The 15651-nt window shown below is 53.4% G+C and carries 9 protein-coding genes and 1 CRISPR repeat array; all 9 genes read right to left on the reverse strand.

What is annotated here, in order from left to right:
• Positions 1-2: 2 nt before the first annotated feature.
• The 9 genes from ACDI13_RS05550 to ACDI13_RS05590 all read right to left on the reverse strand — a co-directional run bounded on the left by ACDI13_RS05550 (position 3) and on the right by ACDI13_RS05590 (position 15641).
• Positions 3-1961 (reverse strand): ABC transporter permease, encoded by a 1959-nt coding sequence (locus ACDI13_RS05550; protein WP_316991006.1) that lies wholly within the window; start codon positions 1959-1961, stop codon positions 3-5.
• Positions 1955-3133 (reverse strand): efflux RND transporter periplasmic adaptor subunit, encoded by a 1179-nt coding sequence (locus ACDI13_RS05555; RefSeq protein ID WP_316991005.1) that lies wholly within the window; start codon positions 3131-3133, stop codon positions 1955-1957. Before ACDI13_RS05555 ends, ACDI13_RS05550 begins: the two co-directional genes overlap by 7 nt.
• Before the next feature lie 375 nt (positions 3134-3508).
• Positions 3509-4436: a CRISPR direct-repeat array (repeat unit 28 nt; unit sequence TTTCTAAGCTGCCTATGCGGCAGCAAAC).
• 129 nt (positions 4437-4565) lie between these two features.
• A complete protein-coding gene (gene cas6f, locus ACDI13_RS05560; RefSeq protein ID WP_316991004.1) occupies positions 4566-5132 on the reverse strand; it encodes a type I-F CRISPR-associated endoribonuclease Cas6/Csy4 in 567 nt (188 codons plus the stop codon).
• Between the two features lie 4 nt (positions 5133-5136).
• Positions 5137-6156 (reverse strand): type I-F CRISPR-associated protein Csy3, encoded by a 1020-nt coding sequence (gene csy3, locus ACDI13_RS05565; protein ID WP_316991003.1) that lies wholly within the window; start codon positions 6154-6156, stop codon positions 5137-5139.
• A 147-nt stretch (positions 6157-6303) separates the two neighbouring features.
• The gene (csy2, locus tag ACDI13_RS05570; RefSeq protein ID WP_316991002.1) at positions 6304-7329 is read right to left on the reverse strand and encodes a type I-F CRISPR-associated protein Csy2; all 1026 of its coding nucleotides are present in this window, start codon (positions 7327-7329) and stop codon (positions 6304-6306) included.
• A complete protein-coding gene (csy1, locus tag ACDI13_RS05575) occupies positions 7326-8714 on the reverse strand; it encodes a type I-F CRISPR-associated protein Csy1 (RefSeq protein WP_316991001.1) in 1389 nt (462 codons plus the stop codon). Before csy1 ends, csy2 begins: the two co-directional genes overlap by 4 nt.
• A 48-nt stretch (positions 8715-8762) precedes the next feature.
• Positions 8763-12176: a type I-F CRISPR-associated helicase Cas3f gene (gene cas3f, locus ACDI13_RS05580; RefSeq protein ID WP_316991000.1), complete on the reverse strand. Its 3414-nt coding sequence runs from the start codon at positions 12174-12176 to the stop codon at positions 8763-8765.
• 10 nt (positions 12177-12186) lie between these two features.
• Positions 12187-13167: a type I-F CRISPR-associated endonuclease Cas1f gene (cas1f, locus tag ACDI13_RS05585; protein WP_316990999.1), complete on the reverse strand. Its 981-nt coding sequence runs from the start codon at positions 13165-13167 to the stop codon at positions 12187-12189.
• A gap of 278 nt (positions 13168-13445) precedes the next feature.
• Positions 13446-15641 carry a TonB-dependent receptor gene (locus ACDI13_RS05590; protein ID WP_316990998.1) on the reverse strand — a complete coding sequence of 732 codons (2196 nt, stop codon included), beginning with the start codon at positions 15639-15641 and terminating at the stop codon, positions 13446-13448.
• Between the last annotated feature and the right edge of the window lie 10 nt (positions 15642-15651).

Raw genomic sequence — 15651 nt, forward strand, 5'->3', positions numbered from 1 at the left:
GCTTACTCCCCAGCCAAAGCCTGAACGGGGTCCAGTGCCGCCGCCGTACGTGCTGGCATATAGCCAAAAACCATGCCCGTCACCACAGCGCAGCCAAAGGCGCCCAAGGCCGCCCGCAAGGAAAACACCACATCTACCCCACTAAAAATCAGGCCAATACCCACAACCGCACCGGCCAGCACGCCCAGGCAACCGCCTGTAATCGTCAACAAAACTGCCTCGGTCAGAAACTGGCGCATGATGTCGCTTTGTCGCGCGCCGGTGGCCATACGTATGCCAATTTCCCGCGTACGTTCACGCACCGTCATCAACATTACGTTCATGACCCCAATACCGCCTACCACCAACGAGACTGCAGCGATCAGGCCCAGCATCATGCTCATAGACTGCCGTGTAGAGGCTTCGGCTTGCAAACGGGCCGCCGCGTTGCCAATGGAAAAGTCCTCGCGTCCGCCATGACGCTGAAGCAGTAACTGACGCATTGATTGCTCCGCCTCCAGCACGGTGGCGCTGTCTTGCGCCTCAACAACCACATAATCAGGTTGTGTCTGCGCTTGGTACACACGGGCACGGGCAGCAAGATAAGGAATAAAGACCATATCGTCATAGTCCTCCACCCCTGAGTCGGCCCCTCGCTCCTGCATCACGCCAATAACCTCAAAAGGCGAGTTCCCAATCAACAGTTTTTGCCCCAGGGGCACCTCCCTATCCGAAAAAAAATGCTTGGCGGCACGATGTCCCAGAACCACTAAAGGAGCCAAATCCCGATCCTCTGCATCCGTGTAATAACGGCCTTGCGCCAATGGCCAGTGATGGACATCAGGCATAGTCTCATTGGCGGCAAATACATACACCTGACGGTCCACACTGCCACGCCGTACCGTAATCGGATCACCAATAACCGGCATCACACGCCGTATTAACGGCAGCTCTGCAATCGCGTCCAGATCCTCCTGCGTCAACTCTCCTCTAGGAAACCCATTGGACGGTGAGTAACTGCCTAAATACATAATGGTGGTCCCCATCGTCCCCATCTGCTCCACCACTCGCTGACGGGCTCCCTCCCCCACCGCCAGCATGACAATGACCGAGGCCACTCCTATAATCACGCCCAGCAAGGTCAAGGCGGTACGATGCCGATTAATAAACATGCTGCGCAAGGCACTGCGCGCCGCATCCTTGATTTCAGAGAGCCAGGGTGAACGACAGTGCTCAGGCGGCGGTAAGGGCTGCGTGGGTTTGCTCTCCAAGGCCGTTTCAGGACGACTATCCGAGAGAATGCAGCCGTCACGAATTTCAATGATCCGGTCTGCCATCGCCGCGACTTCATGGTCGTGCGTAATCAGAATAATGGTGTGTCCGGAGTCCGAGAGCTTGCGCAGCAAGGTCATCACTTCTGCGCCACTGCGCGAGTCCAATGCCCCCGTGGGTTCGTCAGCCAGAATGACACGCCCACCGTTCATCAAGGCACGGGCAATGGACACGCGCTGCTGCTGGCCGCCGGACAACTGATTGGGCCGGTTGTCCAGCTTGTCCGCCAGCCCCAGGCTGCTGAGCAATTCCGCAGCCCGTGCCGCACGCGCGTCCTCATCCATTCCCGCGTAAATGGCAGGCATCTGGACATTTTCACTGGCCGTTTCGGTAGGAATCAGGTGATAGCCCTGAAACACAAAACCAAAGGTTTCCCGACGCAAAGCGGCCAGTTCGTCCGGGTTTAACTGCGCGACATCCCGGCCCTGGAACCAGTAAGTACCGCTGCTGGGCCTATCCAGACACCCGAGCAGGTTCATCAGCGTCGACTTACCCGATCCCGAAGCGCCCACAATGGCCACAAACTCGCCCGGCTCAATACTCAAGCTGACATCGAACAAGACCTGCACCGCAGGCTTGGTACTGGGCGGGCCACCGTAGATACGGTTAATGCCCCGCAGCTCAATCAAAGCAGGTGCAGCCCCTACCATTGCAACCACCGCCAGCCACGCTCGGGGGCCACCACGGCCAGCACAACCTGCTCTCCCGAGGTCAAGCCATCCAGAACCTGAACCTGGTGGCGATTACGCACCCCCAGGCTGACCGGCTTTTCCTGCAGCTTGCCCTGCTCGAGCACAGCCACCTTAAACGCCTCGGGACCACGATCAGTATCAGCGCGCAACGCCACCAAAGGCACCAGCAAAGCCTGGTCAGCCCGATCAATTTCAAACAACACCTGAGCCGTCATCTGAGGCATCAACTCGCCATCTTCGTTGTCCACATCAAACAGCACCGTATACATGATGGCCTGTGTGGCTGTCGGGGCTGTTGCAGTGGTTTCTTCCTTTGTGCTGCCTTCGGGGGCCGGCATGATCTGCCGTACCCTGGCCTGCCATTGACGCGCCTGCGTCTCGCCCTGCTCACCCAGGGTCGTAAAGGTCACGGTCATGCCCGGTTTGATACGGCGAATATCGGCCTCGGACACACTGGTCCACACCGTCATGGTGCTCAGGTCCGCAATACGCAAAATAGTGGGCGTTTGGTATGTGGCATTCAGCGTCTGTCCTTCCCGCGCCTGTACGCCAATGACGGTGCCACTCATGGGCGCGTAAATACGCGTATAGCCCAGTCGGGCTTCATCAGCTTTCAGCGTAGCCTGGGTCTGTTCCATCTGCGCTTGTACATGAGCAACACGAGCTTGAGCCGTAGCCAGATTCGCCTGGGCGATCTGGATATCTTCCTGACGGCTGGCCTGCTGGCGCTCCAATTGACGCTGACGAGCCAACTGCTGACGGGCCAACACAAGCTGGGCCTGCTGTTCAGCCAACTGGGCGCGAAACGCCGCCAACGAAGCGCGGCCGGCATCAACGGTGGCTTGCTGCACACTGGGATCAATTTCCACCAGCAACTGCCCCTGCTCAACCTGATCGCCCGGTGCAACCGGCAAAGCCGTAATCTGCCCCGACACCTGTGCACCCACATCCACATAGCGACTGGGCTTTAACGTCCCCACCGCAGCAACGGTAGCGCGTATATCGCTTTGCTCCACAGCCACCGTTTCAAACTGCTCTGAGGAGCGCCCGGCCTGTGCGGCCAGCGCCCCCAGCACCAGCACCGCCAACAGGGCCAACGCCCAGCGACGCTTCACTGCTTTGGACTTCATACATAATCCCGTTAAAACCGTAGATCGACACCCGCCGTATCCTGCGTAGCAGGAGATCAAAAAAGTAAAAATGGTCAAGAAGGCAGATACTTGCCTACACCGAAACGGGCTCCAGGCTGCCTAGCAAACAGCGCGGATTCACCCCTGAACAGTGCAATCAAGCGGACAGGACAATCGGTCCTTTTTCAGGCCTTCCCTATAAAGACGTTTGAGAGCCCACTTTCCGGACATTTATTTTGTAAAAGTTATAGCGGGCAGCTTGAAAGAACAAATACAGGCGCCAAATCGGGCGTACCCAATGAAAATAGACTCTGCTGCCGACTCTCAATAAGAGACAAAGATTACACACGGCAAACGCCTAACGATGTAAAAACATTTCTAAGCTGCCTATGCGGCAGCAAACACGCAGATATATCTGTTTGGTCGTTACGACTTTTTCTAAGCTGCCTATACGGCAGCAAACCGCTCATGGCACCGCTTCCAAATGCGGAACCCTTTCTAAGCTGCCTATGCGGCAGCAAACCGACACACCAATGGATACCGCGACAGAGCAAATTTCTAAGCTGCCTATGCGGCAGCAAACACAAGAAAGTCCACGCGGTATTTGCCAATCTTTTTCTAAGCCGCCTATGCGGCAGCAAACATAGCCCACCTTTGCGCCGCCCAGCTCGAACTTTTCTAAGCTGCCTATGCGGCAGCAAACTTGTTGACCGCTACCGCTGACCCCGGCCACAATTTCTAAGCTGCCTATGCGGCAGCAAACAACGTGCCCTGGATGCCGTTAATCTCCACGTTTTTCTAAGCTGCCTATGCGGCAGCAAACACAGAGAGGTATGAAGCGATTGCAGCGCAGATTTTCTAAGCTGCCTATGCGGCAGCAAACATTTCACGACCTGCGACATACCGCCGCCACCTTTTCTAAGCTGCCTATGCGGCAGCAAACACCAGGGGCTATGTAGATTCCGCGATTGCGATTTTCTAAGCTGCCTATGCGGCAGCAAACATGCGCAAGCAGCTGCCGCACGAGCGCCGCGATTTCTAAGCTGCCTATGCGGCAGCAAACAGTGCCACGGTTACGAAGTGCTCGCCCACGTTTTTCTAAGCTGCCTATGCGGCAGCAAACATCGCTACCGCCTGAAAATGGAGGTGCTCCAATTTCTAAGCTGCCTATGCGGCAGCAAACTACGCGCAGGCAAAGCGCAGCAAGATCGAAACTTTCTAAGCTGCCTATGCGGCAGCAAACTGCGCAGCGTGGTCAACTCGTCGCAGTCGTCATTTCTAAGCTGCCTATGCGGCAGCAAACTAGAATAAAAAACACCGAAATCGCTGAATACTCAACGCTTTCAGCCTTTTTTACCTACAAAACCCTTTTTTTAGACAAAAACACAAGCCATTGATTTTAAAGAATAATTATTTTCACTAAAAATTTGGGTCAAAACCAAGGGACGCTAGCCTGCGTACTTAGTCCATAAGCATTGAAACCTCCCAACGCTGCCACCTCCTGCTCCGGTCCCATTTCCAGGAACAGACAAAAGGTTTGTGCGGTACTTTGGCTACGCATCTGTATGAACGGCAAGGTTGGTTGCTGTTGAACACATTCAGGAATCGCCTTCACAGCCTGATCTGCTGTTTCTCCATGACGCTTCATACGCCTGCGCCGCAGCCGATCGACATTGGTTTTGAACTGACGACGATAAACCGTTCGGTACGTCGCGTCCTGCGGAACAGGGCTGGCTTCTTTCAAATCAATATGATCATGCATCCCGCGTAACCACTGAGTCTGCTCCAAACTCTGCAACTCTGACAAGGAACCATGAATCCGCATTATTGGCCCCACTGTACGAGGCTTTATGGAATAGCCCGGAAAACTGACTCCCAGGCCCTGCGTGCCCATTTGCACCAAGGCCCGATGCAGCTTGGCATACAAGACTCCCATTAGATGAACCGCACTAAACTCCGGATCAGGCAAAATACGAATTTCGATGTAATGAGTGCTCATGGCCTCAGTTCCCAGCATCACCAAAGACACCGCCACGGATCAATACGGCCATGACAAAATGCTGTTGCTCCAGGGCTGGGGCTTTATCTTTCAGCACCCAATTATCCAGCAAGGTATAAAAGTCCAGATTTTCTTTGGGCTGACGGTACGCCTTGCCTTGAGTCGTCACCGAACCATACGGCTCCACCGCAATAGGCCCCAGCTCCTGCGAGCCTGGGTACCAATCGTCAATAGTACGAATGGCATTGCCAATTTTTTGTGAGTGCATTGCAGCAACATCATTAACGTGATACAAGGTTCGGCTTTTATCGCCTTTACCCCGCTCCAGAATCAGCTCCTGGGAAGGGAATACTTCCTGTCCTTGCCCCACACGCACATACGCACGAATACGCAGCAAAACATGACGCGCCCCAGCCAAACCTTGTGCAATCAATTGCGACAAGGCCTCCAGCTCTGGCGTTTGCCCTTTTTGATCAAACTGGCGCAGGCTCAACGTCAAGGCATCAAACGACCAACTCTGACTGACCTGGCCTTGCTCAAGCAAATCAATAAGGACCTGAACCTGCTCTGCGCCAATTCGATTGCGCCACAAGAACCGACCATTAGCCAGGTTGTGAGCATAACGACGGGCCAGCTCCGTAAAGCCATTGTCTTGTATATAAGCCTGCACCACCTGCTGCAACTTGGCCTGGTACTCCACGTTATTGCAAGCCGATGGCAATCCCATGCCAGACAAAATACGTAAGGTAAAACCAACTTGTAATGTGTCGCTATTAGGGGGCAAAGCCGCCACGTCTACGGTTTGCAAATTAGGCTTCTCAATAGCGGCATCCAACTTAGCAGGATCCTGGTCTTTGGCTTTGAGTCGGTTAGAGATCGTGCCGCGAACCGATTTCTGAGTGATCACCACAGTTTGCCAAGCAGCCTGTTTATCCTGATCTTGCCAACTTCCTGCATAAAACAAAGCATCAGACGGGTCAATTTTGCGCTCGAATGCTAATACGGATGCGGTCTTCAAAGACATAAGAACTACTCCAGAATAATTCGTCACCAGATTGAATAGAGGCCCAAAAGAGCAACACACCTTCTTTTAAAGCTTCCCCAAGGCACTTATAGCCTTACTGACAAACTGCCAGTCCAAACTAAAAATCACACAAAAAACTTACCTGCGTTAAGTGGTCCAATCAAACACCGAGTCATCCAGAAGGGACAAACCAGACTCAGGCTCTGGCTCTGGCTCGGGAGCTTGGTATGCGTTGCAGCACAGGTAGCTTCCTTCAGGCTCTTGGTACTGGGCATACCAGAGCAAATCGTCGGGATGGTTTAAATGATGAGGACCAAGCCATTGCCCAATTGAATAAACGCTTTCTACAAAACGAAAGGGTGTGGAGGTGTCACGAGCATTCAAGACCGACCCAGACTCCTGCAACGGTCCTAGCGCACGATAACCAACTGGAATAGGCACAACCCAACCCTCACGATCGTGTTGCCACTTTACCGACCCATCTTCCATTTGCTGACTGCGGTAATTGAAGCGCGATAAATCCAGCCAGGCATCCAGCAAGGTGCTCTCGGGTACTTCGTCTTTTAATTTGCTCCAATGCGATTGCAGCAAATCCTCTCGGCTTACCAGCGCAAAGCCTGGTAGACAACGACGCCGCAAGGTGCGGAACAGTTCTTTCTGCTCTTTCTCCTCGGAGGGCCAAAGCATCATGGATGGGGTTCGCTGCGCCCCCTGATGTCCCAGCACACTACCGCCCGCCACGCGCATCGTCGCCAAACAGTCATCGACCTGTTTCGCCCAATCCTGTCGTTGAGTGTGCTCTTGACTCGCCAAGCTGCCGTTCTCCCCATTGGCGCGCCCCCGAAGCTGAAAGATGAGACTGAGCTCCAACTGCATGCGCCCCTCTTCTACAATCGCCAGAGTGTCGCCTTTCTTGTCAACCGGATTGCGGGTCAGATTAAACGTGCTCACAAAGCCAGTATTTACTTGCTCCTGATGTGAGTGGCAAACAACCCCCACTTTTTCCAGCACAATAGGGACACCTGTTTTTTCCAACTTGCGATTCAAGGCCCACATCAAGCCCAAAAAAGCACTCATGGCTGGGAAGCCGTGGGTTAAGGGGCTGGAGATGGCGTTGGCATTTTGAATACGCAAACGGGGAATCAGCAACAAGGCTTCTATGTTCGAACTCATATCCCCCCCTTCCTTGCCGAGATATATAAAGGTGCGTTGTTTTGTTGCCGTAATGTGCGCAACTGACTGGCCCAATGAGCTTGATCTATTAACAGCTCTTTCTTCCAGTGAAAATACTCAACGTCACCGACCGGTAAAGTGTCACCCAAACGCCCGTTGAGCCAGCGGGCAAAGCGCTGGCCGATTTGATCAGGCCAATCCATCCAGTACCATTCGGCGCGAAACGCTTGGTCATCCTCAGAACTAAAAAGATCTTCCTGACGAACTCGCTCAGTATCCAGCCATAGCTGCTCTTCACGATTAAGCTGACAACGACTATCCGCTGTCCAACCCGCAGGCCAAGCCAGGCGTAATTCGGCAGCAAACGACACCAACTCATCAATCAAGCGGGCTAGATAATCGTCGACACGATCACGCGTTTCTTTAATAGGCTTGGGCTGACTATGCAAAAACCGTTGCAAACCTCTTACTTGCTGACGCACCTCCCGACGCTGCATGAACAGGGAGTCAAAAATGGACTCTACCGCCCATGGGCTGGGAGCGGATCGAGACGTCCAAGTCGGGGGCAAGGAGCTGAGCAAGTAATTAACGCCACCCCGCTCGCTATTTAACTGAGAGATATTCTGCGGCTTAGTACCTCCCAATTTACGGACAGCCAAATTGGGATACCAGCGCACCGCATGCTCATGCATCACCTTATCGCGCTGTGCCTGTCGGGCCAGTTTCATAGGTTCCCCAAACCGATCCTCTTGAAGTACTTCATGCACGGCATGAACCAAGGAGGTGGGGAACAACGGAGCGAGCAAATGATAGTGTGCATCATCACCAGAATCTTCGCCCACCAAGAAATACAACTGCTTAGCCAGAACATGGCTGGACATGGCTTGACCATTGTCCTGGAGCAAGCCCAGAAAGGCTTGCTGCCACTCTTTAGCCTGTTCGAGATCAGCACAAAACGCAGCCAGCACAGCAGGATCATCCGCTTGCAAACGGTCCAAAATGCTGTGTCCGCCCCACTCCAAACGTAGAAATTTATAGACATCGAGTGCCGCAGCATTACCAACCACATCGCTGGCAAAGTTGTCATGCAGCACATGGCTACTTAGCTGCTCCAATGCAGGTAACGCCGTCGGGTCCACATAGAGATTGGTGCCTCGCGCATCAGGGTGGATCGGCTTCAAGGAATGCGTCACCGCCTGAATCTGCTTAACCCGCCGAGCAGCGTCAGCCAACCATGTCTCAACTTGATACTGAGCAATCAAATCAGAGCGTTTGGGATCATCCTCGGACAGCTTTTCTAATTTGGCCTGTAAACGGGCCTGGATAAAGCTCTGGATAAGCTCCCTCCATTGCCTCGCTTTCTCAGAACTTAAGGATTCATTCACATCATCTCTCCCAACAGTCAAGCAACTGTACTGTTAATACAGACTCATCTATCCCTTCCGACTAAACCCGAGCGCCTCACTCCAGACCCACCCATTTTCACTCGCCCCCACTGATACCATTCCAAACTTGTAGGCGAACGCCTCCAGGGACAGATCCATTTCCTGTGCCTGCCGTTGCATCAGTTCTTCCAGGCTCTCCGTCTGCCACCTGATGGCGCCTTTATCCTCTGGTACCGACACAGCATGCTTCAAGCTTGCATCAACAGGTACATACTGTTTTCCTCCATACCGATCTTGATCCTGCACTTTATGGAGCCGCAAGATTTCGTCTTCATCCGGCAAAAAAACAAGCTCTACTTGCTGGCTGGTCTGCTCCCTGAAGGGCTGCATTTGCTGTACAAAGCCCAACAAATGCGCCTGCGGCTCTGCCCAAAAACTGCTGGCGTTCAACACAGAAGATGCAGTAGACACACTGCTATTCTTCTCTCTGGGCAACATCTGCGTCTCCAAGCGGGCATGCTCCAAATCAACCAAGCTCTTACGAGGTTGTCGTTGCGACAAAGCACGCGGCAGGATTCGCGGACGAGCATCGACGCAAAACTGATGTTTTTCATCCACCAGGGGCTGGAGCACCGAGGCTAAATAATGGCTTTCTAAAAGATTCGGTCCAGTCCCCTCAAACCCAGGCCGACAAAAGGCGGGCTTTCCCTTGCCTGCGCTAAAGTGCAAGAGGTTGGCGTTACACAGCAAAATATTAAGATCACGATCGCTTTGATCACTTCGATGTCGACGCACCCGCCCTGCCAGTTGAATAATGGATCGCATGGATGAAGGCTCAACCACCGCCCAGTCATAATCGTGATCCCGGCCTACTTCTGCCACTGGCGAGCCGACCACAAGAAATAAATGATCCTGAGCACTGGACTGATCCAGTTTCTGCCGGATTAAAGGGTGGTTAAACACCGCTTGGGGCTGCCGTCTGTTCATGACCTGATCGAGCATATGCTCGATTGCGGAGCGCATCACCAAGGGATACTGAGAGTGATATACACACACATGCAATTGAACGCCATCCGGCATCCCGGCCTGATACAAGGCCAACGCCACCTCACACAAAGGATTGATGTTGGCCATACGCAATAAACCAAAACTGACTCGTTTACCGCTATGGGGATCTTGGCTGTGATTTTTCTTATGCAGCTTGAATATCCCTAGTCGGGCCACCTGCGCAAACTGTATACGCTGCTCGTGCTTAGAAAGTTTCGCCATGTTTGCGGGCAAAGCCAACAACTCAGCCCGACGCCGTACAACTTGCTGGCCCAGCTCCTGTACCCGCTTCTGTACAAACGCATGATGTTGGACTTCAAACTCGTGCGCCTGTCGACACGGTACATATACCTGATGAAACTCATCCACCCAGAGGCAGGCAATTTGCACAGGCTCGTCGGGGCGCAATCCGCGATTACGTTGAAACCAGCGACGCCCCGCCGCATAAGCCAAATACAGCCCCTGCACCAATGCGGGGGCTAAGGTGGCGGAGGACAATAAGACTCGGGAACCCAACAGCCCCGCCCAATGCACCAAACGCGTTAAGGCGGGCAAATCATCCAGGTCAAAATCATCTGGCTCATCCAACACCAGATCCCCGGTCAACAAGCGCAACATAGGTGCAATCTGCCGTCCGCCGCGCAAACTCTCGGTTGCTGGAGTCAAATGATCAATCGTGCACACCAGCAACGGAGCACTTAATAACTTTTGCGCTCCCGGCTCATGCGCCAACTGTTTTAAGGCCGGATGATCCGTATTGCTGTCGTAAATGACATGGCTACTTTCATCAATCAAGCTTTGCCGCGAGGCGGAGCCACTGCGTTCTGCCAACTGTTCGTAATACTCAAACAAGGCTTTCTGACTAGAGCCACCCACTTGAATGGCCAAGGCATCCTCATCCAAGCCCAGGTCAGTCTGAAAACTACGCCCGGTCTGCAAAGTCAAGGTACGCAATCCAATAGCGAAGGCACAACGCAGCCCTAAAGCAGGATCCGTCAGGGCATTCATGATGCGGGCATTCGCCAGGGTTTTGCCACACCCCGTTGAAGCCATATTGACGATAAAAGCACCGCAATCCCTGGATTCTTGCCGTACCGCTACAGCCAGATCGGCCGCCTTGTCCTGCCAGTGAAAACGCGCATCCGCGCTACGCTTTTTCAGCTTTCGATGCGCAATCAAATGAGGTAACTGCCCCCTCAAGGAGGGCAAGCTATGCACCAGCTTTCCGGCCTGATGCTCCACCCCAAGCAAATGCTCATCTAAAGGCTGCAGTAAATGGCCGGTAGCTCGGTCTGTATTGGCATAAAGGGGGAAGTTTTTCTCCCCCTGAAGTCGATGCTCCTCTTTTTTCAGGCCCGAGTAATAGTGATCCGCCAGCATCAGCGACAAGCGCGACAGGTGCATCACATAAGGATCATGCAGTAAGTCTTGCCCAGTCAAAACATGTGATTGCAAGGCTTTGGCAAAGCGAGCTGCCCGCTGCCTCCAAAGCAAGGTACGCACAGGTAAGCCATGCGGGAAATGCCAATATGGCTGACAGCGATCAATGGCCTGTTTATCAGCAACTTCAAGCCATGGCTCATTCCAATCAGCGTTCACCTTGGCCAGTAAGTGTTCTAGTGCTTGCGCACTGCCGTTGTAGGGTTTTTTCCCGTGCCAAAGGCGACGCTCTGGATCTGGGTTTTGCTCGTCGGGGCAAGCAGGCAAACGGTGATGCGTCAGTACGAGCCAGGCAATTGCTTGCGCCAAGGGAGGTAAACCAGAACCATCTTGTGCAAACGGTCTATGCTGTTTTGTCTGTTGATCCAGGCCATCTTTATATAGAACATGGCCTGATTCACCTAACCAGACTTGTTCAAATGCGTGAGCATCGGCCTGTTTATGCCCGGCCAGCATCAAGCGATGTAACCAGCCTTGATCATCATCCGGCCCCACAAACGCCTGAAATAAACGAACCGACACCCACTCATGCCGATAACGATTCTTTTCCGGCAAGGAGCCGGGTTTTAATCGGGCCTGAAACGACTGGCAGGATTTACCCAAATCATGCAGCAAAGCCGCCAAGCCAGAAAGCAGATTGATTAGCGACAAATTGTGCCAATTATTCTCATCCGCCTGACGCAATACATCTCGGGAGGTGGAGTGCGTCGGCACTGCACCATACTCATTAAATTGACTGCGATTGCCCACCACCCACAACAATTCAGTGTGATCCTTGCCACGTATCCAATGACACGCAACCGCTGTATTTTTTCTAGCGGTTTGCCGCAACAATTTGCGTAAAGTATCCAGGCCGGCCTGCGTAATGGCCGTTTGCCAAGTACGCTCCCCTCGACGCTCTGCAAACTGATCCAAAATACGACGTGTTTGGACCAAGGCCTGTTTTGTACATTGCGACACCAGCAAAATATTCATGCCTGCAGCCCTACGAATCTACAACATCGGCTGAAACACTCATCGCAATATCTTTCAGGCTATCGATCATAAAGTCCAACGACTCACTGCGCGTCAACGCCTCGATACACTGCCGTCGAAACTCCTGCTCCTGATCGCCATGCATCGCAGATAAAAACGCCTGCGGCAAAATAATGGCATCCTTAACCAAATCAGCCGCATCAAACACCAAGCCGCCTCGGCGTGTTTTGCCATGAAGCACCGCCAAGCCATGAGGCAAGCCCAGCACCCAGCACGCAGTCGCTCCCAGACCATAGGCCAGGTAATTACCATGATCCAAAAAACGATTGGCAGGGTCCAAGCCCTGCCCTTTTTTGACTCGGGAAAACTCACCATACTGCACCGCATTGGCGGCTATACGAAACAGCGCCTTGCTAAGCCGCGCCTCCTCTGTCAAAACATGCGTAACATCAGGTGCATATTGCAAAGAGGATGCACTTTTTTCTAATACAGCATCAAGCTCGGACAAAACCGGCTGAAAGCCCATGTCCTGTATCTCCCTACGCCCCCACTGAGAACGCAAGAATTTCAGTCGCAGGCTCTGCAATTTCAAGGCGGCTTGCAAGCGTAGATCGTCTTTAAACCAAAACCGCACCCAAGCCTGCAAGTATTCGGTAGGGCGATACTCACTTTGAGGACTAAGCCATGCCACCTCTACATCCATGGGGGAGCCTGCAAATAAAGGAGTCCCTCCTCCACCACAAAACCCCACAAGTACTCCTGCCTTAGCCAGCTCCCGCATGGCGGCCTGGGTCAACGACGTTCCGGTTCCCAACAAAATGCAGGTGGTATTGGCAATGGGGATATTCCAATACAAGGCTTTTTTTCCTGCGTCAGTTACGTACTCGACCCGCCCGCCATTAAGCAATACACGGCAATGTTCCAAATAATAAATATTTGCACGCTTGGAATGCAAAATAGTTTTCAAGTCGGAGGCGGCGATAGGTTCCATAAATCAGCTTGTAACATCTTCTTTTTTATTTTTCTATTAGATAAATCAGCCGTTCATTTAATTAGCCAGCGTACTACTTAAATACAAAACAACTGACGGCTGGTCGTCACGAAGTCAGGGGCTAATCACACTAGCAAGCACCCACCTAACAGTCACAAAAGAAATACTAAGAACTAAAACTGTCAGAGTTATTCTGAAATAAAAGGCGTCATCCCGGTTTTAAGATACCGCGCTCAACATGCCAACAAAGGCAGGGGAGGTACTCCCCTGCCCTATCCTTAAAACTCGGCGGACACACTCAACATGAAGGTACGAGGCTGCGACAAAACCAGATAGCCATTATTGGGATAACCGCCAACTGACGCCCAATATGCCGTATCGGCCACATTCTCGACACTGGCCCGAAACGTCATGGGCACACCGGAGACCTTGCGCTGATAGCTGGCTCCCAGATCCCAACGTACCCAACCTGGCACACGGATCGCATTGGCCGAATCCGCATAACGGGCACCGGTGGCCAGCAACTGGGTATCCAGCGACAAGCCAGTCACCTGCGGCACATCCCAGGTCAAACCCAGACTGCCTTGCCAGCGCGGCACGCCAATCACGCGCTGGCCTTCGCTAAGCGGATCACCCGTGTTTTTCTGCTTGGTATCCAGCGCAGTCACACCACCGAGGATGCGCAAGGAATCCGTCAACTGACCGTAAAAGCTCAACTCCAGCCCGTTATGGCGATCCTTGCCCGACTCCACAAAACGCAGCGTGTCATTGACCACGCCACGCGGTTTGGTCGTGGTGAAGAAGGTCAACCCGCCGCCCATGGAGCCATTGTCGTACTTGATACCCAGTTCTTTTTGCTTGGCAACAAACGCTGATAAACGCTGCCCTGCATTCTGAACGGGCTGGTTGTTAAAGCGAGTCGGAGCCAGATCACCTTGGGCCAGGCTTTCCGTATAGTTGCCATACAAAGCCCATTCATCCGTCAGCTTGAATACCACTCCTGCTGCGGGGCTGGTGTGTTGCTGACGGTCTTTGCGTTGCAGGGCCTGGGTTCCGTAGTCGTAGCTGCGCGTTTCCATAATCTGATGGCGCAAACCCAGCATGACTTCCAGCCTGTCATCCCAGAGGTACATCAAGTCGCCCAGGGTGTAACTCGTCAATTTGGTGCGCCCCACTAACGTCGGAGATCCCAGATCACCACCCGAAAAGGCAATGGGTGGCAAGGCATAGCTCACAGGATCATAGAGATTGCTGTCCTGCACGCTGCCCATGGCCCAGGCGTTTTTCTCCTTGTGGTCATACAGAGAAGCCGCAGCAACCAGTTCATGCAACACAGGGCCGGTTTCAAAACTGGCTCGCAAGCCCAGCTCGCCCGTTTTCACATCATCTCGTCGGGAGTTATCGAAACGTGAAAAGGTAGATTTACCCGAAACCGCATCGGTCACTGTCAGGCCCGCCAACTGATTTTCTTCCTTGCCATTTTTCATGCCAAAGGCCGCCCACAGCGTGATGGAATCATTCAGATCATATTCCCCACGCACCGTGCCAAAGACAGTTTTCTCATTGGAATAAGTCCAGGGCTGAGCAAAGTTACGCTTGTGAGAGGGCAGCTCCGGCAAGGCCGACAAGCCGGCCTGCAAGGTGACATTGGGCCGGACTTCGCGCAGCTTGTGCTCCTGATAGCCCAGGTCGGCAGACAAGCGTACACGCTCACCACGCCAATCCATCCCCACGGTATACAGGTCCAGACGGGTGTGTTCATTGTCGACCGCCGTATCACCGCTGCGTTTGATGGCATTGATGCGAATACCTGCCGCATCATCCGCAAAGCGACGCGAAATATCCGCCTTGATCTGGCTTTGCCCGCCACTGCCATAACCCACACCAAGCTTGGTCAGCGGATTCTCCCCCGCTCGTTTGGGCAGCACATTGATCGTGCCCCCAATACCACCGCCAGAAGGTGCGGCACCGTACAGAAAGCCGCCTGCTCCATGCAGCACTTCAATACGCTCGGCCAGTTCGGCCGCGGTCGCTTGCCGGGGCAGCAAACCAAACAAGCCGTTGTAAGCAATATCATCGGAAGCCGTCAAAAAGCCCCGAATGAAAAAGCTTTCCTGGAAGTTGCCAAAACCACGCGCCACCCGCACGGAAGGATCATGGCGCACCACATCGGCTACCGTGGTCGCCTGCAATTGCTCGATATAGCGGCTGGTATAGCTGTTGACGCTAAAGGGCGAGTCCATATTATCCAGAGCCCCCAATATCCCCACCCGGCCACCGCTGGCGACCTGGCCGCCCGCATACTCGGGCAGCAAACCCTGACGCGAGGCATCTGCACTGGCATTGACGGTAATGGTGGACAACTCCTGCGCCTGGACAACATCCGCCTGGTCTTGCGCCTGAGCCTGTACATGGAGAGCAAGCAGGGATAAGACAAGAGAGCGTCCCAGGCAAGGTTTAAATAGACGTGTCATCACGATTACC

Source organism: Alcaligenes faecalis (genome assembly GCF_041521385.1).
GTDB lineage: Bacteria > Pseudomonadota > Gammaproteobacteria > Burkholderiales > Burkholderiaceae_B > Alcaligenes > Alcaligenes faecalis_E.